The following is a 23,899-nucleotide window of genomic DNA, read 5'->3' on the forward strand; positions in this document are numbered from 1 at the left end:
AAACGCCATCAAGATGTTTAGGTTTATGAATAAATCAATGATAAACGATCAAACCATGTATTTATCGTATTTTGGGTTACAGGATAATCCCTTTTCCATCGCACCAAACCCTGCTTATCTTTACATGAGCCCACGCCATAAAGAAGCGCTGGCACATTTAACTTATGGCTTACGCGAAAGCGGTGGCTTTGTGATGTTGACTGGAGAAGTGGGTACGGGCAAAACCACCGTCTCGCGTAAATTACTCGACCAGTTACCTGAAAACACTCAAGTCGCGTTAATTTTGAATCCGACGCTATCGGCAATGGAATTACTCGCCACAGTATGTGATGAATTTGGGATCACGTACGATGCAGACAAAGGCAGTTTAAAATATTTTACCGATTTGATTTTGGCTCATCTGGCCAGCAACCACGCGAAACACATCAACACCGTTTTGATCATTGACGAAGCGCAACACTTGTTACCTGAAGTACTGGAACAGTTGCGATTGTTAACCAATCTAGAAACTCATCGCGAGAAACTACTCAAAGTGGTGTTGATCGGTCAACCTGAACTTCAAGCCTTATTACAACGCAACGAGTTACGCCAACTCGCCCAACGGATTACCGCTCGCTATCACTTATTGCCGTTAAACTCAGAAGAGGTCAAAGCCTACGTCGCCCATAGATTGTCAGTTGCCGGAGGGGATATCAGTGCGTTTCATCCTAGAGCCATGGATACCATTTATCAGATCACTGGAGGGATCCCGAGAGTCATTAACTTGTTGTGTGACCGCGCGTTAACCTTGAGCTTTACGCAGCAATCTCCGGCAGTGAAAAAGCACATGATGCGTCTCGCTGCAACACAAATATTGGGCGAGGATGTAGTCGAACAGCGTTTGCAAAAACAACAGCATCTTTACATGGGATTGACCTTTATCGCTGCTTTGGTGCTCGGTGCACTCATAGCGGGAGGGATTCATGGCTGATTTACGGATTATTCCTATCGAAGAATTGACACCTGGCATGTATGTCGTAAAAATTACCGCGCAAAATGGCCCTGTAAAAATTCGCAAACAAGGTCATATTAATAGCCCTGATATGGTCAAAGGGCTAACCGAAATGGGTGTCACTGAATTGCAAATCGATGTGACGCAAAGTATCGTTCTTGAGCCTGAGTTTTCTGCTGAAATCGACTCAAGCCATGCGCCAAGTCAAACCCAAGCCTTGTTGCAACAAACTCAAGCACGCAATCTCGATAATGAAATGTCTGAGCAATTCAATCGCAGTATCTTTTTGCCCAGTATCCAACGCATGCCTTCTTTGTGGGAACGCTTACGAGGCGATATTGTGCGCTATACGCTAGTGTTTAGTGTAGGTTTAACTTTCGGTTATACAGCAATGTGGGGCTATATCTATCCGCCCAAAGCTATTGAGATAGCGCAGCCTTCCGCTGTTGTTCAAGCACCACAGGCTGGACAAGCTTCTGAGATTGAGCAAACGCCTAAAGCTCAAACCGAAACTTCAGCTGTCCAAAATCCAACTAACGATGCGACACAAGTAGCCGATATTAGCCCGTTAGAAGCCAGTACGGATTTATTAAGTACTCCTTCCCGTACCGCTCTTAAACCTGAAGTGTTTACTGAAGAGTCAAATATCCCTTCAGAGTCTGAAGCAGAGGGTCGTTTACTGACTGGCGCAACAGAAGATAGTGGAATACCCTCTCCAGAAATTCAAGCGCGCCTAGCCGAAGCACTTGCCGAGCTCGATGATTTACCCGCGCCCGATCCTGCCACACAAGTAAAAGTCACTTCCAGTGATGACTTACCTCGTATTGGTCAGCTTCCAGCCAGTCTCTTAACTCAAATGCCTTCCATGGTGTTTGCCCAACACATGTATTCGAGTGAGGCTGATGCGCGTTGGGTACGAGTGAACAATCGTCGATTGCAAGAGGGCGACATGATTGAAGGGAGAGTCAAAATTGAAGCCATTGAACCACAACATGTTGTTTTATCGCTCAATGGCACCCGTTTTACGATGGCCGCATTAACTGACTGGTAACTTTTCAATCTGATTACAAGCGAATTACTGTAATACCAAACTCAAAATAATGGCTGTTAAAACTCCGTTAACGCCTAGCGCCAAAGACGCAAACGCACCAGCCCGTTCAGAGATTTGAATCGCTTTGGCCGTGCCAATGCCATGCGCAAAAATACCTAAAGTTAAGCCTTTCACTGCATCTTCTTCTATGTGAGCGAACTTAAAAATCCATTGACTAAACACCACACCCACAATCCCAGTCATAATAACAACAATGGCTGCAACCGGCGGAATGCCACCAATTAACCTTGCCGTATCCATGGCCAATGGCGTGGTGATAGATTTAGTTAAAATAGTAAGTTGCAATGCGATACTGCTGTCTAAACAATATAAGATTATCCAAGCAGAGAGTGGAGCCACCATACCGCCCACCACAATGGGCAGTAATAACCCAATGCCTAGCTGTTTGACTAATTTGGTTTGCCGATAGATTGGGATGGCTAGCGCAACCGTAGTGGGGCCGAGTAACCAGTGCAGAAGCTGAATATTATCCACGACACTTTTGAGAGGGGCATTTAGGCCATGAATCAATGCCAAGATCACTAACGCACTGACCATGATGGGATGAAGTAACGCGTTGTGTTGTGCGCGTTGATAGATCCATAACGCCATGCAATAAGCAAGTAAGGCAACTCCCAGCCAGAGCAATTCACCCATTGCGTGATTCACTTTTGGTCACTTTAGTGCGATACCAACGCTCAGTCACTGCCCCAATCACGACCATGCACAGCAAAGTCGCAACAAAAATGGTCAAAAACAAGGCCCAAAAATCGGTCATGATTTGTGCTTGATACAAAGGCACACTCACAAACGCCGGTACAAAAAATAGCGACATATGCTTGAGCATAAACTGCCAAGGTAAGGCGATACATTTGGGCACATCGCCAATCACGAAGAACCCTGCCAGCAAAATAAGTAAACCTATCAGAGCACCGGGCAATGGCAGCCATTGACTGAGCCAAACGCTGAAGCCAAAGATCCCAAAGACCATTGCTAAACCAAAAACAGATTGAGCCAAATCGCGTTTAGTCATGGTTTACCAAAAAATCAGGCAGCATAGAGGAATGGGCACATTTTAACTGAGAAAGCACCTGAGTGTATTGTTTTAATAGCATATTTATTGCGTGTTCACCGCCTTTTTCTCCTAAAGCGGCAACCGCGTACACAAAAGTACGACCCAAGAAGGTAAAGTCAGCCCCACTGGCCATCGCCGCAGCGATATCAGTACCGGAACGAATACCACTATCAAACAACAAGGTAATTTTGTCTTTGTATTGTTGGCGAATCGCTTGCAACCCGGCGATGGAGGATTCACCACAATCGAGTTGACGCGCACCATGATTAGAGATCACTACGCCATCTGCCCCAAGCTCAACGGCTTTTTGTACGTCATTTGGGTTGACTACTCCTTTGATGATGAAGTTTCCTGGCCACAGGTCGCGAAGCTCTTTTAACGCCTCAAAGTCAACGGCCCCCATCACGGTTTTATTCATAAACGCCGCCAATTGATCAGTTGGCATATTGGGTGGCATGTATGGGAGCAACGTTTCCATTTTGGGTTCACCGGCCATTGCCGTTTCCAATAACCAGCGCGGCGATAAGGCCATCTGTGCAATATTGGATAAAGACATCTTGGGTGGCATAGAAAGCCCGTTTTTAATGTCATTCACCCGATAACCAAAGGTAGGTACGTCCACTGTGACCATCATATTTTGATAACCACTGGCTTTGAGCCGGTTTATTAAATCGATTCGAGTTTCGGTATCCGTAGGGTTGTAGAGCTGATACCACGCTTTGCCTTCACTAATGTCTGCAATATTTTCCAAACTGGCTGAAGATACTGTACTAAGTACATAGGGAATATTCATTTGCGCAGCACTTTTTGCCAATATCTCAGGTGCTTTGGGCCACATTAACCCCTGCAAACCTACCGGCGCAATCCCAAATGGGGCTGCGTACGTATGGCCAAATAATTCAACCGAGGTATTCACGTTCACGCTAGGTTGGAGTAACTCACTGCGCAAACGCACTTGGACGAGTTCTTGGTTGTTGCGGTCTAAACCGTGTTCGTCAATACAACCGCCTTGTAGGTACTCATAGGCAAAGCGCGGCATACGGGCTTTTGCTTTGTGACATAAACTTGCAGAATCAGGGTATTGAGGAGCGAAAAAATCGTGCATGACTGGTTATCCTTACATCTTTGCTGTAAGAATAAGAGGTCATGGATCAAATGAGAAGTTAGATTTTGGTGTTAATCTTGTGAAAAAAATGCAGTAATTCCTCTACGCGTGACGAGTAATGCAGGCCTTTCAAGGCCGTTGATGATGAGCAATTGGTGGTTCGCCTCCTAAATATCACACAGATAAACAGCAAGAGAGACCAAAGGCCACTATAGACTCCACCGCTGGAGTTGGCAGAAGCTGTCTCAGCTTGAACTGGCGCAGGGTTACTCGTGGTGGGGGTTGAATTTTGATTCGAGTTATTTAATGAAACGGTTTGAGTAGCGGACACTTTACCTCTTGTGGAAGTTATCGTGACATCAAAACGAATATTTTCATCTGTAGCGAGTTCCGGCATCGTAAAAGAAATACTGTCTTGGTTCACCATTGCCACCTCAATGTCCCGCTCGGTAGTTTGTTCCCACTCTACCATTTTGCCAAACCCTCCAATATCTGGCGCAGTCAACGTCACGGTTTGTCCCGCATCGACAAACACTTCTTTGTTTTGCTCAGAGGATGGTAAACTTGGATATACATACTCAAAAATGTCACTTTCCGTTTGCGTAAACCGATATTCATTCACGAATATTTGCATTTCATAAGGCCCAGGATTGGGATTAGTATCAAAAATGGATGTGTAATCCCCCCTACTTGAACGGGGGACCTGCCGATTATTAGCTAAGCTGAATGTAAAATTAAATCATTGATTAATAATAACTTTTCCAAAAAAACCTTCCTTTTTCCGCTTTAAGCCCTGCGGAAAGTAACGGAATTCAGCTGAAAGCCCAGAAAATAAAAGGGGGCGATTAAGCGGAAGTTTTACGGAAATATGATGAGCAAAAAAAAATGATAAAATCCCCCTACCCACCCATAGCAATATGAGTAAGTAGGGGGTAGTTTTATTGCGAAACACATCCTGACAACTTATTATCAGTGAGTTCACATGCTGTCTCAAATGGCCATGAAAACACCTTACAAGTATTTTCTCCAAGCAAATCACAGGTTGAGGTTTCATTAATACGTTGTTTCATTTGGAGCAAACCACCAACTGACTTACCAAGTGTATCTTTGACATCACTAGATAGCTGACGTGTACCATCTTTAAACTGCTCAAAATACATGTCACTTACCCCTTGAATATTACTGAAAATACCTTCTGCACTAGCCTGAGATACTTGTTTAATTCTCTTACCACAAACTTTAACTTTATCTGGGGTAAAACTATCGAAGAACCCTTTCTCCTCAGTGGGTTCAAAATCCATGTTTTCCATCAATAATTCGAGCTCATTTAAGTCTTCGCACATCTCTGCTAACTCAACCATATCAAGCATTACGGAACCAGCAATAACGACATTAGCACCTGCGGGTATAAATACTGCAGCAGACTTGAACGTACTATCGGCAACTTTACGAGTTGACCTCTTAACTAATTTTGTCTGTTTCTTTTTAGCATAATCCCTAACTCCTCTTTTCATATTCGTAAGCGTACGGTCATTACATCTTTAAACGCCTCATAAATCTGTCATCCTTTCATTTTTAACGTTAAGGTGATTATGTCAGATATTAAAAAGCCCTCTTTTCCTCAATGCCATACTAAATAATAAAGCCACGACTAGCGAGGCTTGTGAATTAAAAGGTTATTTTAATAATAGACGTTTTGCTTCCTTAAGGGCTTCGATAAATATATCTAAATCGACAGGTTTATCTGAAACCTGCCCTTCAGGAGCTTCATAACAAATTTCTTTCGAAGGTTCATTCGTTACTAAGCCTACAAAGTTACCTTCTATTATTACTTCCGCGATTAAATTTTCGTAATCCAAATCACTGCTAATATTTATATCAATTTTGCTTGTCACGTTTAGGCTCCAAAAATCCTCTAAATTTACCATCCTTATCAAATCGCACTCCACGACCGTCCGATGACGTTACGTCAGTACCACCAAAACGATTTCCTTCCGTAGAAGTAGAGTCAGGATCATTTACTATCCCCTCCAGAACTCCTTGCCCCTGCTGATTTTTACTATCTGAGTTTCCTGTTGCAGGAGGAAAGGCTGAACCTGCTCTGCTACCATGCTTTTGAAGTGCCCTACCAGACTTAGTCAATTCGCCACTTTTATCAGCAGGATCAGGTTCATTTCCCGATTCAGGATCAGGTGTTGCTGGCGCATCATCGGACATTTCATTGTATACAAATACACCCACGGCACCAATCAATGTACCTGCAACTGCACCAACAACTGCCCCTGCCGGACATGCTGGTCCTGTCAAAGCGCAGCCTGCTGCGGCACCAGCAGCTGTTGTAGTCTTTCCTGTAGGGTCCAAATTGTTTACTGGGTCATTCCCCACATATGCATACAGATTCATCTGATCTTCATAGCCCACAGGGTCTGTTTGCAGGAATCGCCCAAGCTTTGGATGATAAATCCGTGCTTTGTAGTAGTATAATTGTAACTCGTTTAAATACAATTGCCCCGTGTAGGCAAACAAGGTGTTATTAATGCCAGCAGGCACACCAAAAGCATCGTATTGATTGACCTGCGATACTTTGTTATCGCTCAGATTGCTCACCGCAATGACACTGCCTTGGTAATTGGCATGTAAGTATTGAGTGGCACTGTAACTTGCTGCTGCGCCTTGGTATTGGATGAGCGGCTCATCGATTTGGTCGGAGTGAATAAATCGCGCGGTGATGTTGTTATTGCCATCCGTTGTGGCAATTAGCGCATCCCCTGCAAATACATAGTAACTCGTTTTGCCATTGATAACGGTCTTATATAAACGCCCATTGGGGTCGTAGGTAATACTCGCGGTGTTATTGCCATTGACAGCAATTAAACGATTTTCACTGTCGTAACTGTAGCGGTTGTTATCGGCATCACTAGTGAGGTTACCATTTTTATCGTGGTGCAACATCGCACCTTCAATCATAATGTACTGATTGAGATTATTAACCTTATATTGGCCTTGACGCTGCTCATTACCTTGATAGTGATAGCCGGTATTACTGGTACTAATCTCTTGGACTTGCCCAATCTTGTTGTAGGCAAAGCCTTGGTCCTTATGAATTTTCCTTCAATGCCATACTATATAATAAAGACCCGACTAGCGAGGCTTTGGATTCAAAAGTTAAACTATTTAACTAAAAGCTCATGACTATCTGTGAAAGTTACAAACCATTCATAGTCCTGATATGGAGAGTAGCTATCTGGCGTCACCGACCATACTTCCTCTGAGCTATCTTCATCTGGTAGGATATAGATTGTCAAATCATTAAGTTCAAACGAAAGTTGGCCTTCTTCAATTACATTAATACTTGCTATTGTGCTTCCAATCAAGCTGTATATTAACGATAAAGATTTACCTCTTTGCTCAAAAAAATCCTCCTCTGTTAATAAATTACTAGATGACACCCTTCCACTAGTTGTTAACCAAATTTCAGTTCTAGGGATAGTTTCACTTATAAAGCACATGTTCAATTCTATGCTTGAAATCACAATTCTATCAAGTTGCGCCCCTAGAAGTAGCGCAGTCAATTTTTTGTTTGCTGATTCGATATCCGTTTGCACCATGTTATTTATCAACCTCCAAATGACTTTTAGCTCTTTGTTCCGCTTTTTTCATGTTACCAAAATTTTTGCCATTTGCAGGATTTACTGGCTGAGAAGAACCTTGCCTAGACGTTACTACTCTTGGTGGATGATTTGGACCACCATCCATGACTCTAACATCCATCTTCATATCAGGTACATTATGAATAGTTCCGGCTTCTGTTCCCGCTTTGTTCGTTACTGCTGTTCCAGACATTCCAGCGCCTTCTAATGACTCTCTTACCGCTGAAGTAGAATTGCGCACTACAGCACCATCAGCTGAAGCTATAAAATCAGCCCCTTGACGATAGCCACTGATCGCCGTACTAGCACCGCCCGGAACAAATGGAATTGCTAAAGCAGCTCCATCTGCAATTACTCCAATCGCATCAATGCCAGCAGCAGACCAGTTTCCTGCAGCTAAATTTTTTCCTAAAGAAACTAACCCTACGCTGAGGCTAGACGCATCCCAGATCGACTCAGCAACTTTACCCGTGGGGTCAACCATATTAATAGGATCATTCCCCACATATGCATACAGATTCATCTGATCTTCATAACCAATAGGGTCAGTTTGCAGGAATCGCCCAAGCTTTGGATGATAAATCCGTGCTTTGTAGTAGTATAATTGTAACTCGTTTAAATACAATTGCCCCGTGTAGGCAAACAAGGTGTTGTTAATGCCAGCAGGCACACCAAAAGCATCGTATTGATTGACCTGCGATACTTTGTTATTGCTCAGATTGCTCACCGCAATGACACTGCCTTGGTAATTGGCATGTAAGTATTGAGTGGCACTGTAACTTGCTAATGAGCCTTGGTATTGGATGAGCGGCTCATCGATTTGGTTGGAGTGAATAAATCGCGCGGTGATGTTGTTATTGCCATCCGTTGTGGCAATTAGCGCATCCCCTGCAAATACATAGTAACTCGTTTTGCCATTGATAACGGTCTTATATAAACGCCCATTGGGGTCGTAGGTAATACTTGCGGTGTCATTGCCATTGACAGCAATTAAACGATTTTCACTATCGTAACTGTAGCGGTTGTTATCGGCATCACTAGTGAGGTTACCATTTTTATCGTGGTGCAACATCGCACCTTCAATCATAATGTACTGATTGAGATTATTAACCTTATATTGGCCTTGACGCTGCTCATTACCTTGATAGTGATAGCCGATATTACTGGTACTAATCTCTTGGACTTGCCCAATCTTGTTGTAGGCAAAGCCTTGGGTTAGGTTATATTGGCTTTGCCCAAAGGCTTGTTGGTGTTGTGTAAATTGCCCAATATCATTAAACGCATAATGCGTGTGGTTTCCATTAGCACGCCATAGTTGTTTTCGACGACCTTGCGCTGAATAATCAATGCGCAGCAGTATTTGGTTATTGGCATGCACAATGCTTTTTAAGCGATTGTGTCCGTCCACAGTAAAGGCAAAACGCTGGCCATCAGGATGGGTAATACTGCTGAGATTACTGTTCTTATCATATTCCATCGACACCGTGCGCACTCGCGTAGTGCCATAATAGCCTTCTGCCGTGGTAGTACTTTTCAGGTTTCCTCGTGCATCATAGGCATGCGTTAAAGTGATTTTATCATTGTAGTTGCCTTTACTTGCTGAGAGTTGCAAACCTTGAGCATCATAGCGATAGCGCACTGAATCTTGACTATCAGGTGCTATTTTAGCAACGAGTTGATTGAGATTATCGTAACGATACTCAAATTCATCACCACTGCGTTTACGCTCATGACGTAAATTTCCACGTGCATCGTATGTAAAGGTGGCATATTCATTATCCGAGCGATATTGATTGTAATGACTTGGTCCGTAGTAAGGATAATCAATGCGCGAGATATTTAAATACCTATCATAGGTATAGCGGGTTTCGTTGCCTTTGGCATCTTTTACCGAAGCAAGTAATCCTGGTCGTGATGGTACATAAATATTTTCGCGATACGCTTGGGAAAGGGGCGTATCCCACGCGCGATATTCAACCAATACCTGATTATATTTATCATATTCAAAGCGCGTAATCCTATCGTACCCGTAATCTGGATGATAGCCGGCCTTACAAGCATCAATGGTTACGTTATCAAACTGACTGGGGATAATACGCCGCGCTTCACACACAACGCGGTCAAAATTATCATAGCTCGTTTGAACAAATTGCCGTGTCGTGTTGCTCGCATCCCGAATGGCTTTGCCCACTAAGCGTCCTTTGCTATCGTAATAATGCATGACACTGGAATGACGGGTAAAGTGTGACCAATTAGCAGGGGCAATGGATTCTGATTGCCATCTTGCAAGTACACCTTGCTCAATTAACGACACTAAGCCGATTGCATTGTAAGTGATTCTTGTTGCAGCATAGGTCAATGGCCCGCGACCATCAGGGTCTGGCGATATTGTACCGGTGACTCGTCCGGCAATGTCATAACGCGTTGCAGTGGTAAATTCACTGGCAACTTGCGAGGCATTTACCGTGCTTATCATATTGAATAAAAATACAATGACTAAGCTTTGAAGAATGAAGGTTTTATGTAAATTAATCATGATTAAAACCCTCGTTTTGTATTACAGGCACTCACTGATATGCCTGATTTGGGTTGGGATTCACCAATAACGCGTCCGTATTTATCATGCTCATAACACGTCACAAAACTGCTGCGCTCTCTATGAGAAGAATAGGTGCTTGCAATTAACCATAAATTATTAGCACCACTTCCTGTACCGTAGTGATAATCGATGGTGATTTGGTCATTGCCTTGACAGCGCTCACTTACCATGGCGGAGTTTTCACAACTGATTGCTCGCGTTAACATGGATATGGGTGTTGTCGCTTTGACAATACTACCAGCAGCATTTTTATATCGCGCAGATAACAAGGTATATTTATAGACTGACATCGGATTGATATTGCTGGCATTTTGGGGATGAGTAATGCTTATGAGTTGTCCCGTTTGGTGGCTGTACTTTGTATACGTCCACACCGGTGCAGGCTCGTCCCTATCATAGCCGAGAAAAGTGCTGTATGGACTGCTCGTTGCACTGGGTTTATTGCAATTAACGCTATTACACATATAGGTGTTAAATTGCGCTTGCGTCACTGCACCATTGACAGTGGATTGATAGAGGCGCCCTTTATTATCGTATTCAAATAAGGAATAATGGTCGGTTAACTTATCTTCTATTTCTGTCACACGATTAGTCGCATCTTTGGTCAAATGAATAATCTTATCCCACGTTTCAATGTAATACGGTACCGTGATGACCTTACCCCAGTGACTTTTTGGTGAATGTGATTGAGCTGTTAATACATTGGAAAAATAAATTCGTTCTACGCCACGGTCAACATTGGTAGTTGTTGCAATGGTTTCTCCACTATAAGCATCTTTGGAGGCTTTATTGGGACCGACCCAATATTCTGTAGTTCTGCCATCTTTGGTTGCTGCGCCTAATACTCCAAGAATATAATCTTTGACATAAGGGGGTTGCATTGAGCCAGGAGGAAATGTTTGCAGTATTGGGAATAAACTGTATCCATAAGTAATAGATTGTCCGTTAGGCAATGTTATTTTGCTGATCACAGAGCCACTTTTATACGAATAAAGTGGATGCGTCGCTTGAGAAGTGTGAAACACTGTCTTCAATCCTCCCATGTCGGTGACGGTGAAGGTATCTTGACCCACATACATTGCCCGCGGCATGCCATCCGGCCAATCAAATGTTGCTGTCGGCCAATCATGACTTAATTGACAAGTGTTATTTTGAATAGGGCATACCTCTAAAGCATTGTTTAGTGCAACAATTTTACTAGGAAACGCACTTGACCATGAGCCGGATTCGGAAGGTATCTGCGCCATGTGTGGATTATCACGCTTATCCGCTGCAATAGGACGATGGTGCACGTCATAAATGTATTTGAGCTGTAAACCATTATTGGTATTAACACTCATGATGGGGCTAAAAATACTATTGTGGCGCTTGTGAATATCAATTGTAAATCCGTCTGGCTTGACGATTTTTACCATCACCGCATAGGTTTTGAGGTGTTCTTGTGCATTGGGTTTGAAATAACCTTTGAAATATACTTTTGTTCCATCGGCTTTGGTTAACAGATATTGCCCGTTACTTTGATAAACCAGTGTGACTTGGTCATCGCGAATATTGGTAAAGGTATTTGTAGATGCATCTAAATCAAAATCGTAGCTGCCTTCATGGTCAAACACGTGTGTTGTGTAGTAAATATAAGTGGTATCACCATAGGCACCACCATCGGGGGCACCACTGACAGTTCTTTCACTGAATTTTTGCGTGATGATGCCCCCACGAAATTTATCTTTATAACCTGGCGCTTGTGATTGATGATAATTGACTAAATCATTGTTAATCACCGAAATACTATGAGCTAGCCCATGCTGTCCTTGCCCAATAGACACCGTTTGTATTGAGTGAGATATCGCCCCTGAGGCCACATTAATCAAATGCTCATCGGTAACAGAATAGTGTGGCAAACCCAAAGCGGGACCTTCATAGGCACCACTGTCACCCATACCTGTACTTTCAGTCGTAGCTAATGCACTGCTTGGAACACTAATAAAGAATATGAGTAGTCCATAAAATATTAGCGATGGTTTATTCATGACACTCTCCTATGCGCATTTGCTCACGATTACCTGCCTTATCATAGGTATATTGTCTATCACCATTGACGGCATCTTCGGCGCAGACTAAGCGATTGAGAGAGTCATAATGAAAAGTAGAAGTCGTACTGGCGGATGTATTAGCAAATTGCACATTATCAATAGCAATATCGCCGCGATATCCACCTGCAGCGATAGCCACAAAACGAATGGATTTTCTTCCCGGATAAAACGCAAGACTCACTTGCTGACGTGTCCATGGAGTGGAGGAATTTTTATGCTGCTGATGCGAAGCTTGCCAGACGCGATGCCAAGCATTCTCAAAATACACCTCAAGCCCAAGGGTACCAGTCTGATCACCATGCATGTGATAATCAAAGATAATCGTGTTACTGCTGACATTGCTTTTTTGCAGCATGGCGGTATTGCCTTTATGATATGCACCACCGAAGGAAGTCTCTAAAAACACATAATAAGGACTGCCATTTGCCCCTGAAGCAGGCCCAGTTCCAGAAGAAGGCGTTGCCCCTTGACGACGAAAAAAAACTTTAGAGCCGGTATTAATAAAACCATCCCAACCGGATTCAAAACCATGGACTGATGCAACACTGGCTGTCGTAGTGAATCCAGACAGTAACATAAGCAGTCCACTACATACAAAAGACTTAACCTTCATTATCATCCCCTTCTAATGTCACAGCTTGATAGGGATCACATAATTGTTTTGCAACGTCATTAAGATCATTCGAAGAATGACTCACGCAATGATTGACTTCAACCACATCAACTCCGTTAGGTAATTGCTGATAATGACGAAGCACACACATGTCATACATTTGCGATTCTTCAGAAAACTCAAACGCAATATGCGCTTCAACCTGATTGTGGCATTTTACAAGGTACGATTGGTTTTCTTGCTCTATTAATGTGAAGTCAGCCGCTTGGCTTGATGCTGATACGATAGTTATTGCACCGAAGAGTAAAAAAATTGAAGGTTTTGGTGATAATGAAGGCATGAGGCGGCTCCTGTTTCGTGCATCTTATTTCGTGGGACCTGTTTTTATGAATTAAGCGGAATAGACAAAATATTGACAATTAGACATAAGTATGAGGATAATAGGTGGTTAAATTATTTGTAATTAATTATTTATGGTAAATATCCATTTTGAAAAGTTAACGTGTTATTAGCTAACAGTATTTATTTTAGAGCTGTATATTTCAAACTAAATTGCAATGACTTCTATTTGTTATTTTTTATTACTACCAGCTAAAAGCTTTTCATCACCTAAATACTGCAAAGCCTTTATGTTTGATTTTTATTAGTCGTAAATTCATATAAATAAGTGCACCACTCTTTGATGAAGCATAGCTAGTAACCTCTTTCCGTAGTTTTGAGCAATTAACCCCAAAATAGTTTCCTACCAAGTTTTGCATAAAACGGCGCTTTATTAAGTATTAGCAAAAAACAAATATCCAACTATATTTTGCAAATTGCTAGGTTTGAAAAAGTGAGAATCTTGATTAACTCGTTACGCTTATTCTCACCTTTTTGCTATGATCTATGTGAAAACTAATAAATCGCCTTTACGTATTGATATTTAGGGTTTGTCTCACGTTTCATAGCAACCAAAAGTGTGAGGGTGTATGATAAATAATCACCCTGAAAGTTATCTTTAAATATCTTCTAGTGGACACTTATTTTTAAATAGCCTGTAGTGATGACTTATCGTCTAGGTCGATATTCCACGGCAAGAGTTTATCAATCTGATTGATAGGGTGCTGACTGATGCGTTTGAGTACCGCTGTCAGATACTGTGTTGGATTAATGTCATTGAGTTTTGCGGTGCCAAGTATCGAGTACAGTACAGCTGCCCGTTCGCCTCCCGCCTTTGAGCCTGCAAACAGATAGTTTTTACGCCCGAGTGCAATGGGTCTGATAGAGCGCTCTGCCGAGTTGTTATCGATTGCGGCTCGACCATCTTTTGTGTAGGCATAGATACCGTCCTTTTGCTTTATCGCATAGGCAATGGCTTTCGATATGGCTGAGCCTTTCGATACGGTGCGTAAGCGATTGTCTAGATATTCATATAGTGTATCTAGTATCGGGATAGCCTGTTGTTGTCTTATCTTGACTCGTTTATCGGGTGGTTGATTGCGGATATTTTTTTCAATGGCATACAGTCTTTGGATATACGCGATGGCTTGTTCGGCAATCGGAGCAGGACCTGATTGCGTAATATCATAAAATTTACGCCTGACATGTGCCATGCACGCTACAAAGGTCACATTATTGCGATACACATCGTTGTAGCCGGCATAAGCATCGGCTTGCAGTGCGCCTTTGAAGTGACGCAAGTGTGAAGTGGGATGAATGCTTTTTCTATCTTCGCTGTATTGTAGCCAGACCGCAGGCGGTGCTTGCTCGCTCCATGCGCGTCCATCTCGAACATACGTCCAATAGCGCCCGACTTGCGTGCGACCTTTTCCTGGGGAGAGTGTGGGGGCGGTGGTGTCATCAGCATGTAAGTGAGAAGCTTGTTTGACATGCTTGCCAATGGCTTCAGCGAGTGGGCTAAGTAATCGGCTTACCTGACCGACCCAATCCGCTAAAGTAGAGCGCTCTACATCGATGCCTTCGCGTACCATCTTTTGAGCCTGACGGTATAGTGGTTGATGGTCAAGGTACTTGTCCACCATGACTTGGGTGAGCACATTCGCACTGGGTAAAACCTTGTTAATCACACGCTCAGGCGCTGCATCTTGTACGAGAGTCTCACACTGACTACAGCCATACTTAGGGCGAACGATTTTAATCACACGGTAGCTGACTGGCACGACATCGAGCATTTCAGAGACATCATCCCCAATGTGCATCAGCTTACCGTTACAGCATGGACAGCTTTGATGGCTGTCGAGGCGTTTTTCATCACGTGGTAAAGATTCGGGTAATTTCACTCGACGCTTAGGAGTGCGTTTCCCCATCGACGATGTATCATCAGCAGAAGCTGCTGTTTGCGCTATCTGAGTTTCTAGCTCTTCAAGTTGCAACTCGGTTTGATGGATGTTTTTCTCAACTTGTTCGGATGAGCGACCAAAGCGATGACGTTTGAGTGCATTGAGTTGCTGATACAAGTCCTCGATGACAGCCGTTTTTTGAGACAGCTGAGCCGCTTGTTGCGCGATGATTTCACGCAAGGCGTTGGTGTCGTCGGGTAAGGCGGAAGGGCTTGTTTTCATGGGCTTTATTATACCACTGAGCCCAGATGAACACACGTTTTAATCCCTTTTTTAAGGCCTTTTTTCACTCTTTTTAAGCGCTGTATTGTGGGCGAGAACGCCTTGCCGGAGGACGCCAATCGATGCCTTCTAATAACATGGATAATTGCGCATGAGACAGATGCACCGCACCCGATTGTGCACTAGGCCAGACAAAACGACCTTGCTCCAAACGCTTGTAGTACAGACACAATCCTTGGCCATCCCACCACAACAATTTGACTCTATCGCCACGCTTACCACGAAACACAAATACATGGCCATTAAATGGGTCTTTGTCTAAAACATGCTGGGCAATGGCGGATAAACCATCAAAGCCTTTACGCATATCCGTGTGTCCTGCACATAACCAAATGCGCACATCGTGTGACAATCCAATCATGTCAGCGCCTCAATAACGGTTTTGATGAAGCCAGGATGATTGTCATGAAACACAATCCGATGCCCATTACGTAACTCAATGTGCATTGATGCAGCAGTTGGCGGTGGGGGGACTGAGGGCTTAACTGGCTCAGACACAACAGTGACAGGCAATAAAGACTCTGATACAGCCGACTCAGGGGCAACTAATTCCGTTGTTTGCTTGGCTTTTGTGACCCAAGAGGCTTTACCATCTCTCGCTTCGCGCACCCAACGAAAAATCTGATTGTGATTGATATCAAATTGTCGTGAAATGACAGATACAGACAATGTGCCTTGTGTAACCTCATTGACGATGTGCATTTTATACTCAGGGGAAAACACCCTGCGCGAAGTTGTTTGCTTGATTCCTGACATAATCAACTCAACTATGAAAATGACAGGATGACAGATTTATGAGGCGTTTAAAGATGTAATGACCGTACGCTTACTCATATTCTGATTTTGCTTTTTTAATTTTTGATTCTGCTTTTTTATGTTTTGATTATCCTTTTTCATCTGCACAACAGGGGGATTTAACCCTAAGTTATCCAATAAGCCAGTTAAAAAATTAAATCCCGCTTTTGAGACCAGCAGCAAACCATTTACTACAAGGGATAAAACAAGAAGTAATGTTAAAAATGCCTTGATCAAGATTTTCATAAATTTCCCTCACTCGCTTACGTTTCTATATTACACACTATCATATCCCCTCCTAGATAACCTTTTAAAATCTAAATCCCCTACCCACCCATAGCAATATGAGTAAGTAGGGGCGTTATTTTAAAGCTCAATGGCGGCCACTTGGCAGGCGTTTCTAAGAGTCTCCTGAGATATTTTTGCATATCGAAGGGTGGTGGTATAACAGGCATGATTCGCTAACTGTTGAACACTCGCTAATGAAACGTTGCTCGATACAAGATTACTACAAAACGTATGACGTAGGTCATGTATACGCACAGTCTGAGGTATATCAGCCTCCCTTAAAGCACTCTTAAACGACTTTTTAAAATCGTTATATGGCTTTTGCGTCACAGGATTAATAAACACATAAGTACAATGCATTCCTAACACTCGGGATAAGATATCCATGGCGGTTGTGTTGAGTAAGATCACATTTTGCTTTTTATTCTTAGCGACACTAGGTGGAACCGTTATTGTGCAGCTATTCATATCGACCCAAGACCATTGAAGCGCTTTTGCTACCCCACTTCTTACTCCCGTTACCAGTAAGAATATCATCAATAGGTTAACCGGGCGATCAGGGTGCTGCATGAGGACTTCGATAAAACGCTGTTGCTCTTGAGGCGTTAAAAAGCGCTCTTTTTGATTATCAAACTTAATGTACTCAACCTTATCACATGGGTTCTTAGTGACAAGCTCCCATTGTATTGCCAATGTAAACATGCGACTCAATAACTTTAAGTGTCCGGTAATATGACTACCTGATAAATTTTGCTCTAACAAGTTAGTTTGAAACCGCTCTATATCTATTACCTTAATCTCCTCAAGCTGCTGACGACCAAAAGTTGGCTTAAGACGCAGTCGCCACATCGACTCAATATTCCTAAATGTGCGCAATCGGGTTTTGACATGTGGCCAATAATACTGCTCCCAAAACGCATTCAAGCTCAACATTGACATATGACTCGTCTGGGTAATGGGTGGTGAAAAGGGGGAATGAGGGGATTGGCTGGATTGAGGGATGAGCTGAGCCACTTTTTGTAATGCCTCTTCCAATGAAAGCCTATCGGAACGTCCTAAGTTATGGTCTTTTTCTTTGGTGCGATAGCGATATGTCCCCACCCCTTTTGACGTCTGACGTATCTCGATGCGAAAGCCTTTCGGTAAATTGTCCGCTCGATACTCCGCCTTAATCTTGTCCTTTGGTGTGGGTAAATTATCAATAAAAGTTTGGTCAATATATGAGTATTTCATCATTATCTCCGGTATAAAATGTTGTTTAATGCTTTGAATGAAAAGGCAGGGGTGAGCCTGCCTTGTATGATTAAGCCTGACGCAGTAGTCGTGACACGATGGCACTGCTGAAAGGCTTGTTACGATAACTGCATAACCCACGTTGATTGAGCAAGTGGGCCAGTTCGACCGTATTGGCTTGCGGGTACTGAGCTTGCAGATGATGGATGACCTTGATGATTTTTTGTCGCCAAGCGCCTTGAGCAGACGTACGGGCTTGAGTTGCAGAAATAGTGTCAGTATTACGACAACGCTCAAGTTGGGGGTTACCCAATTTCACACCACGCAACTTTGCCGCACTAAGGGCTGCTTTAGTTCGTTGCGAAATCATCTGCGCTTCATGTTGGGCCATTGCAGCCAAGATATGAATCGTCAGTTGGTCGATGTCAGGGAAATCAGCGAGTTTAAAGCGGACCCCTTTTTTCTGTAAGTCAGTAATAAAGTGTAAGTCTCGGCTTAGCCTATCTAGTTTAGCCACTAACAAAACAGCATTAGCCAGTTGAGCATATTCCACAGCCCTTTCAAACTCTGGACGGTCAGAGGCTTTGCCCGAACCAACCTCTGTATACTCAGCCACTAAGATGCCATTGTGTAGCCTTAGAAAATCACTTATGGCCTGTTTTTGAGCTTGCATTCCTAAGCCAGCTTTTCCTTGCTTCACCGTCGAGACTCGGTAATAAGCCACATAGTTAATTTGACTCATGCCTTACTCCTTTTGGCACTCTTATAAAATCGATGGATTTTCGTAATGAGCAAAATAAGCAAGCTGAACATACCAAACATGCACTGGCTTAGACGCTCTAGTGCGAGAGGTTTGGTACAAATGAGGTAAATAGTAAATAATGATAGTATCAAGAACATCTTTGGTTTCCTTTGAATGTGATACACCCACACCAAACAAATGCATAACGCTAAAAGGACATTTAGTGATATGTATTGATTGGGGTGGGCAAGTTTATTGATGATTTAAGACGTCGTCTTGTTAGGGACAACTGCGTGGTTTTTACAGATGGCATCGAGGTTGCCAATTTCGTGTCGATAAACATGCTTTGAGGATGGGCAAAGCATGCCTTCTTGGCGTAATACTGCTGCTAAAAAAGAAGCGTTATTTGCGCTTTTTCCAACAAACAAGCAATTGAATACCGTTGAGCTAAATACTTTCTCTGTTGGGAGTTTCTGCAAAACATCTTTGATTGCTGTTATAGCAATGATGTCCGGGCTAAAAAACCCACCTCCAGAGTTCGATACGAAGCGCAAATAGATATTCTGTTTGTCATCATGCAGGATGTCGTAGTTAAGCTTTGCATGCGAACGTGCATTGAGTAGAGGGCATTGTCCCGATGATATTAGAGTATAACCCTCCATGTTAGACCTCCTCAGCGTGCAAGATGAGTAAAAACACACCGCCCCCGGCATTACCGGTGATCTGACAGTAAAGTGAACATCCATCATCATGCTCGACAAAGTCCGGCTCTAATAAACAGCGAGTTTGAGCATCCGTCAAAACAGTTGGATAATCCGATAACTGAATATGCAAGCAGCATTTGGTGTCATGCCAGAATGCTTTTGACTCCTGCAAGTTATCAAAAGGCGTTACGATGACATCATGTAATAACCGATGCGCATGACTAGAGATTGCCATAGGGGTATCCCATGGCCACGTGTATGTTGTATACATAAGGTATTCCTATAAATGAATAAGATGGAGCAGTGCACGTAATGAAATACCGTGCTCTGTTTGGAAGGAGTTTTCCGATATAGATACTGATTTTTTCTCAGTTTAAATAATCAGTTTTTGCGAGCATCTCTGATTATGTTTATTCTATAGCGATACCTATTTTGTAATGTGCATGAACAGTAAGGAGCTGTGTTGACTGATAAACTCGATAGACGCTTTGATTGGTACCCAACTTTTACCAACAAGAGTATCAATAAGCTGGTGGATGAGTTAGCCAATACCAGTGTTGAACTATTGAACAAATCTCAGCAAGGGGGTAATGCACAAAAGCGACGAGTTGCATTGGAAGACATTGCCAGACATCTGATATGCGCACTATTTATTAACTACCAAGAAAAGCAATACCACAGGCATGAAAAGCTCATCAGTATTCCTTTGCACAAGCGCCATTACCACCTCACTGACCCCAACAAAATTCCTTATGTATACCCCAACAAAGTCGAAGCGGTCTTTAAGGCGCTTGATAGATTAGATTGGATAACGATACAAAAAGGTCAATATCGCTCCTCAGGTCAATCCAAAGTCACGGTTTTTAAAGCAACACAAATACTGGAAACGGCCTTTTCTCAGTTAAACATACACTGGCTTGCACAACAGCCCATGCCAATGCAAAGAGGCGTTGAAATCAGAGACAAAGACAAAACAGATAAGGCCGTTGCTATTGCTCATACCCACCCCAATCTTGACCATGAAAAATTGCACACATATCAACAAAATTTGGCGAAGATAAATGGTCACCTTGTACAACAGTGCATCCACCTTGATGCCACGGACGAGCAGCTCAGGCAAATACTGACACGTGAGCATGTTGACCAACGCACTCAACAACCTTACCAACACCATATAGATATCAATATGGTGCAATTACGACGCATATTTGCAAAAGGACGTTTAGATAGAGGGGGGCGATTTTACGGAGGCTGGTGGCAAGGGGTATCATCAGAGCACCGCCCAGTCATTCGGATCAACAACCGCAAGACCATCGAAATAGATTTCAGTGGAATTGCCATCAATATAATATATGCACTTAATAAGACATGCCTGCTTCCTAAAATAGATGTATATGATATTGGATTACCAAACTGGGAGGGGAAAGAGGATAGACGTCGCCCTGTGGTAAAAAAGGCCTTTAATGCGTTTATCAATGATGAAAAGGGACATTATCGATTAAGTGGAAAAGACATTAAGGCCCTCGGGTGTAACACTCAGGAACTGAAAGAAAAAATCATACTCACCCACCCTGTTATAGAATCTATATTCAGTACACAAATAGGCCTAGAGGCTCAGTATTACGATAGCTGTGTGGCAGAAGATATCATGCTGTCCCTCTTGGCACTTGGGATAACCTGCTTGCCCATTCATGACAGCTTTATTGTGACAGCATCACACTGGGATATCCTACAAACACAGATGCAACAAAGCTTTAAGAAAATAATGGGTGTGGAGATAACAGTAAAACCAGAGGTCATCAAGTCACACCGCACTTTGCATATCCAGAATAAAGATATGGCACTCAGGCCACCCCATGAGGACATCCTATCAACACAAGAACTTCATCAAGCATTCCTATTTAAGCAAGAGGGAAACCTCATGCAGAGATATTATGATAGCTATACTGATATCAAGGGAGAGGATATTTAGTATTCATCTTCTTTAAATACTATTAAATATTAAAGAGAATAATAAGAATAACCCCCTAATGTTCTCTAAGTAGCACTAAGGGTCTACTAATGGTCCCTAATGAAAGCCTAGGGGTGCCTAGGGCTACCTCATTAGTGGCCCCAACTTTGTAATAAGTACCATTAGGTAGTTAAGAGTATTTTATGATATGTTCGATATACTAATCATAATCTAAGAAATTTTCTTATAGTTATGACATCAGTGCTGGATTATATTTGGGCAAAGTAAAATACTTACATAAAAGGATATCCTATGTTGCCTTTATTAGCAGTTCCCGTTTTACATTCCTCTGGCGCATTCATTGCCTATAGTGGCAGTGGTTATTTAGCTGGCTACCCATCAAAACTATCTATTGGCTTAATGATCTCAGGTGCTAGAAATTGTCAGTCGTGGGTTTCCGACGTTCTTATAGAAGCTAAGATAAACCAATGATAGAATTTATAAAAATATTATTTTTATCAAAGTTTATATTGCTAACAATAGACCCAGTGACTATAGATGAGAGATTTTCAATAAATACACCTGAACCAATTTACGCAGTTAACTATCATGCAGAAATAGTTATCGATGTTACAAATATGCTGCCTAATGTTTTAGGTTTAGGTGTGGTTAAAGAATTAGATTTTATAAAAGAGAAGTTCCCTCAAGGATGTGTATTAATAGAATTAAAAAATAGCAATACAGGAGAGCTTGTGGTTTTAAAAAAAATGACATACTCAACAAGTCCGACAAACTTAGAAATTTCATTTAAATATCCAAAAAATTATAAGTTGAACAAAGTTTTCGATGTTGTTATTGTTAAACCTAATATCAAACTTGAGAATGTGATTATTGGCTGGAGAAATTCAAAGTAGTTATAATGGGTTATTCATTTTGACCGGTCAGTGATTTATGTATCATCCGCCATTGAAGAATTTAACCTCGGTTTTCCAAGGCAGTATTACGATAAAGAGACTGAGCTGTGGTATAACATTCATCGCTATTATGATGCCAGCACAGGTAGATATATTACCAGCGACCCCATTGGTTTAGCTGGTGGGATGAATACCTATGCTTATGTGGGTGGAAATCCTGTTTCTAAAATTGATCTGATAGGGCTTCTAGAGGTATGTCGTCGGGGGCTTGGTGGAGGTCCTATGCTTGGTGTATTGAGACATGACCAATTATTTTTGGATGATGGGACTAATGTAGGTTTATTTAAAGATGGTAATAAAAACGGCGTTATTCGTTCCGACGTGGAGTTTAAAAAAAGCGAGTATAAAAGCTGTGAAAAAATAAATATTTCTGATAACGAAATCAGACAGTCAATCAAAAATCTAAAATCATCTTTCGAGGGGAAATACAGCTTATTTCTTCCATCAAATCAGTGTCAAGATTTTGCAACTGCGGTAGTTAGAGATGCACTTTTTAGATCGGTCATTAATAAACTTTGAATCCTAAAATGAAACTTCTATTGTATTCGTTGATTGTTATAATCTTGATGCTAATTGCTTTTCCAGTCTATGTTAAATGGCATCTGAGAAATTTTGATGAGGGATTTATTTATACTGTATTAAATATTTCTTCTCCACCATCAAATTACTTTGATGAAATAGTATCAATAAAAATTAACCATAAAGGTTATCAAAAATTAAATTTATCTCATAGTTATGCTGGAAAGTATATCGTTAAAGTTGTAACTGATAAGGAAGCCAGTTTCTTTGGGGATATGAAGTGCAGCAATATGGTTTTAGAGTTTTCTAGCAAAGATTATCTGGAGTATGTTGAAAAAGATAAAGAGTATTGGTTAAGCTCATATTCTGTGCCTTCAGAGATTCCATTTAATAGTCAATGTATATTGAAATTTGATACATCGAAAGCCGTAACATTTAAAATTATTAAGCTTTCACATTCATAGAATGTATATAATGAATTTTAAAGCTTGTAGCGTAAACTTACCCTAAAAAGGCACAAGCAATAATTAGAGGTTTCTGCCATAATGTAAATGAATTCAAAACGGGACACAGCCGAAACTATACTCGATCTTTATACAACAATTCACAATGGTGGTTGAAGGAACAAAAAATAGAAGAGAAATGGTGGCCCGACCCCGACTTGAACGGGGGACCTGCCGATTATGAGCTAAGCTGAATGTAAAAGTAAAGCATTGATTAATAATAATTTTTCCAAAAACCCCTTTCTTTTCCGCTCTATTCTCAGCGGAAAGCAACGGAAATCAGCTGAAAGCCGAGAAAATAAAAGGGGGCGATTAAGCGGAAGTTTTACGGAAATATGATGAGCAAAAAAATAATA

26 protein-coding genes are annotated in these 23,899 nt (G+C 42.0%); 6 read left to right on the plus strand and 20 right to left on the minus strand.

All coding sequences use genetic code 11. The features are described from left to right. Window positions 1-55: 55 nt before the first annotated feature. Together NLG07_RS11750 and NLG07_RS11755 are read left to right on the plus strand one after the other, a co-directional pair. Window positions 56-970, plus strand: coding sequence for an ExeA family protein (locus NLG07_RS11750; RefSeq protein ID WP_254856874.1), 915 nt, complete (start codon window positions 56-58; stop codon window positions 968-970). Beyond that, on the plus strand, window positions 963-2,042 hold the full coding sequence (locus NLG07_RS11755; RefSeq protein WP_254855629.1) for a general secretion pathway protein GspB: 1,080 nt from the start codon (window positions 963-965) through the stop codon (window positions 2,040-2,042). Before NLG07_RS11750 ends, NLG07_RS11755 begins: the two co-directional genes overlap by 8 nt. A 24-nt stretch (window positions 2,043-2,066) precedes the next feature. Here NLG07_RS11755 and NLG07_RS11760 read toward each other — a convergent pair whose 3' ends face one another. The 20 genes from NLG07_RS11760 to NLG07_RS11855 form a co-directional block, all read right to left on the minus strand. Continuing rightward, the gene (locus NLG07_RS11760; RefSeq protein WP_254855630.1) at window positions 2,067-2,738 is read right to left on the minus strand and encodes an LrgB family protein; all 672 of its coding nucleotides are present in this window, start codon (window positions 2,736-2,738) and stop codon (window positions 2,067-2,069) included. Next, window positions 2,731-3,114 (minus strand): CidA/LrgA family protein, encoded by a 384-nt coding sequence (locus tag NLG07_RS11765; RefSeq protein WP_254855631.1) that lies wholly within the window; start codon window positions 3,112-3,114, stop codon window positions 2,731-2,733. Before NLG07_RS11765 ends, NLG07_RS11760 begins: the two co-directional genes overlap by 8 nt. Continuing rightward, complete coding sequence (locus tag NLG07_RS11770; protein ID WP_254855632.1) at window positions 3,107-4,261, minus strand: alpha-hydroxy acid oxidase; 1,155 nt, start codon at window positions 4,259-4,261, stop codon at window positions 3,107-3,109. Before NLG07_RS11770 ends, NLG07_RS11765 begins: the two co-directional genes overlap by 8 nt. A 58-nt stretch (window positions 4,262-4,319) precedes the next feature. Beyond that, window positions 4,320-4,895 carry a hypothetical protein gene (locus NLG07_RS11775; protein WP_254855633.1) on the minus strand — a complete coding sequence of 192 codons (576 nt, stop codon included), beginning with the start codon at window positions 4,893-4,895 and terminating at the stop codon, window positions 4,320-4,322. Window positions 4,896-5,199: 304 nt separating this feature from the next. Then, entirely contained in the window at window positions 5,200-5,775 is a 576-nt protein-coding gene (locus NLG07_RS11780; RefSeq protein WP_254855634.1) for a hypothetical protein, read from the minus strand. A 162-nt stretch (window positions 5,776-5,937) separates the two neighbouring features. After that, window positions 5,938-6,156, minus strand: a complete 219-nt coding sequence (locus tag NLG07_RS11785) for a hypothetical protein (RefSeq protein ID WP_254855635.1) — start codon at window positions 6,154-6,156, stop codon at window positions 5,938-5,940. Further along, window positions 6,140-7,228, minus strand: a complete 1,089-nt coding sequence (locus NLG07_RS11790) for an RHS repeat-associated core domain-containing protein (protein ID WP_254855636.1) — start codon at window positions 7,226-7,228, stop codon at window positions 6,140-6,142. Before NLG07_RS11790 ends, NLG07_RS11785 begins: the two co-directional genes overlap by 17 nt. Window positions 7,229-7,431: 203 nt before the next feature. Next, complete coding sequence (locus NLG07_RS11795) at window positions 7,432-7,869, minus strand: hypothetical protein (protein WP_254855637.1); 438 nt, start codon at window positions 7,867-7,869, stop codon at window positions 7,432-7,434. Between the two features lies 1 nt (window position 7,870). Then, window positions 7,871-10,447 (minus strand): RHS repeat domain-containing protein, encoded by a 2,577-nt coding sequence (locus tag NLG07_RS11800; RefSeq protein WP_254855638.1) that lies wholly within the window; start codon window positions 10,445-10,447, stop codon window positions 7,871-7,873. A gap of 2 nt (window positions 10,448-10,449) precedes the next feature. Continuing rightward, on the minus strand, window positions 10,450-12,537 hold the full coding sequence (locus tag NLG07_RS11805) for a hypothetical protein (protein WP_254855639.1): 2,088 nt from the start codon (window positions 12,535-12,537) through the stop codon (window positions 10,450-10,452). Beyond that, entirely contained in the window at window positions 12,530-13,177 is a 648-nt protein-coding gene (locus tag NLG07_RS11810; RefSeq protein WP_254855640.1) for a hypothetical protein, read from the minus strand. Before NLG07_RS11810 ends, NLG07_RS11805 begins: the two co-directional genes overlap by 8 nt. Before the next feature lie 25 nt (window positions 13,178-13,202). Next, on the minus strand, window positions 13,203-13,553 hold the full coding sequence (locus NLG07_RS11815) for a hypothetical protein (protein ID WP_254855641.1): 351 nt from the start codon (window positions 13,551-13,553) through the stop codon (window positions 13,203-13,205). A gap of 685 nt (window positions 13,554-14,238) precedes the next feature. After that, complete coding sequence (locus NLG07_RS11820; RefSeq protein ID WP_254855642.1) at window positions 14,239-15,774, minus strand: IS66 family transposase; 1,536 nt, start codon at window positions 15,772-15,774, stop codon at window positions 14,239-14,241. 73 nt (window positions 15,775-15,847) lie between these two features. Further along, window positions 15,848-16,195, minus strand: coding sequence for an IS66 family insertion sequence element accessory protein TnpB (gene tnpB / locus NLG07_RS11825; RefSeq protein ID WP_254855643.1), 348 nt, complete (start codon window positions 16,193-16,195; stop codon window positions 15,848-15,850). Continuing rightward, window positions 16,192-16,590 carry a transposase gene (locus tag NLG07_RS11830; protein WP_254855644.1) on the minus strand — a complete coding sequence of 133 codons (399 nt, stop codon included), beginning with the start codon at window positions 16,588-16,590 and terminating at the stop codon, window positions 16,192-16,194. Before NLG07_RS11830 ends, tnpB begins: the two co-directional genes overlap by 4 nt. A gap of 36 nt (window positions 16,591-16,626) precedes the next feature. Beyond that, the gene (locus NLG07_RS11835; RefSeq protein ID WP_254855645.1) at window positions 16,627-16,875 is read right to left on the minus strand and encodes a hypothetical protein; all 249 of its coding nucleotides are present in this window, start codon (window positions 16,873-16,875) and stop codon (window positions 16,627-16,629) included. A 120-nt stretch (window positions 16,876-16,995) separates the two neighbouring features. Further along, the gene (locus NLG07_RS11840) at window positions 16,996-18,153 is read right to left on the minus strand and encodes a tyrosine-type recombinase/integrase (RefSeq protein WP_254855646.1); all 1,158 of its coding nucleotides are present in this window, start codon (window positions 18,151-18,153) and stop codon (window positions 16,996-16,998) included. Between the two features lie 67 nt (window positions 18,154-18,220). After that, on the minus strand, window positions 18,221-18,892 hold the full coding sequence (locus NLG07_RS11845) for a recombinase family protein (protein WP_254855647.1): 672 nt from the start codon (window positions 18,890-18,892) through the stop codon (window positions 18,221-18,223). A gap of 263 nt (window positions 18,893-19,155) precedes the next feature. Beyond that, window positions 19,156-19,554, minus strand: a complete 399-nt coding sequence (locus tag NLG07_RS11850; RefSeq protein ID WP_254855648.1) for a hypothetical protein — start codon at window positions 19,552-19,554, stop codon at window positions 19,156-19,158. A gap of 1 nt (window position 19,555) precedes the next feature. Next, on the minus strand, window positions 19,556-19,867 hold the full coding sequence (locus tag NLG07_RS11855) for a hypothetical protein (RefSeq protein ID WP_254855649.1): 312 nt from the start codon (window positions 19,865-19,867) through the stop codon (window positions 19,556-19,558). Between the two features lie 192 nt (window positions 19,868-20,059). On the opposite strand from NLG07_RS11855, the gene NLG07_RS11860 reads away from it, so the two are divergent. The 4 genes from NLG07_RS11860 (at window position 20,060) to NLG07_RS11875 (ending at window position 23,504) form a co-directional block, all read left to right on the plus strand. Continuing rightward, entirely contained in the window at window positions 20,060-21,568 is a 1,509-nt protein-coding gene (locus NLG07_RS11860) for a hypothetical protein (RefSeq protein WP_254855650.1), read from the plus strand. Between the two features lie 467 nt (window positions 21,569-22,035). Further along, a complete protein-coding gene (locus tag NLG07_RS11865) occupies window positions 22,036-22,461 on the plus strand; it encodes a hypothetical protein (protein ID WP_254855651.1) in 426 nt (141 codons plus the stop codon). 30 nt (window positions 22,462-22,491) lie between these two features. Next, window positions 22,492-23,040, plus strand: coding sequence for an RHS repeat-associated core domain-containing protein (locus tag NLG07_RS11870; protein ID WP_254855652.1), 549 nt, complete (start codon window positions 22,492-22,494; stop codon window positions 23,038-23,040). An 8-nt stretch (window positions 23,041-23,048) separates the two neighbouring features. Next, window positions 23,049-23,504 carry a hypothetical protein gene (locus NLG07_RS11875; protein WP_254855653.1) on the plus strand — a complete coding sequence of 152 codons (456 nt, stop codon included), beginning with the start codon at window positions 23,049-23,051 and terminating at the stop codon, window positions 23,502-23,504. The last annotated feature ends 395 nt before the right edge of the window (window positions 23,505-23,899 follow it).

Origin of the sequence: Alteromonas sp. LMIT006, assembly GCF_024300645.1 — a bacterium.
GTDB classification, from domain to species: Bacteria; Pseudomonadota; Gammaproteobacteria; order Enterobacterales; family Alteromonadaceae; genus Opacimonas; species Opacimonas immobilis.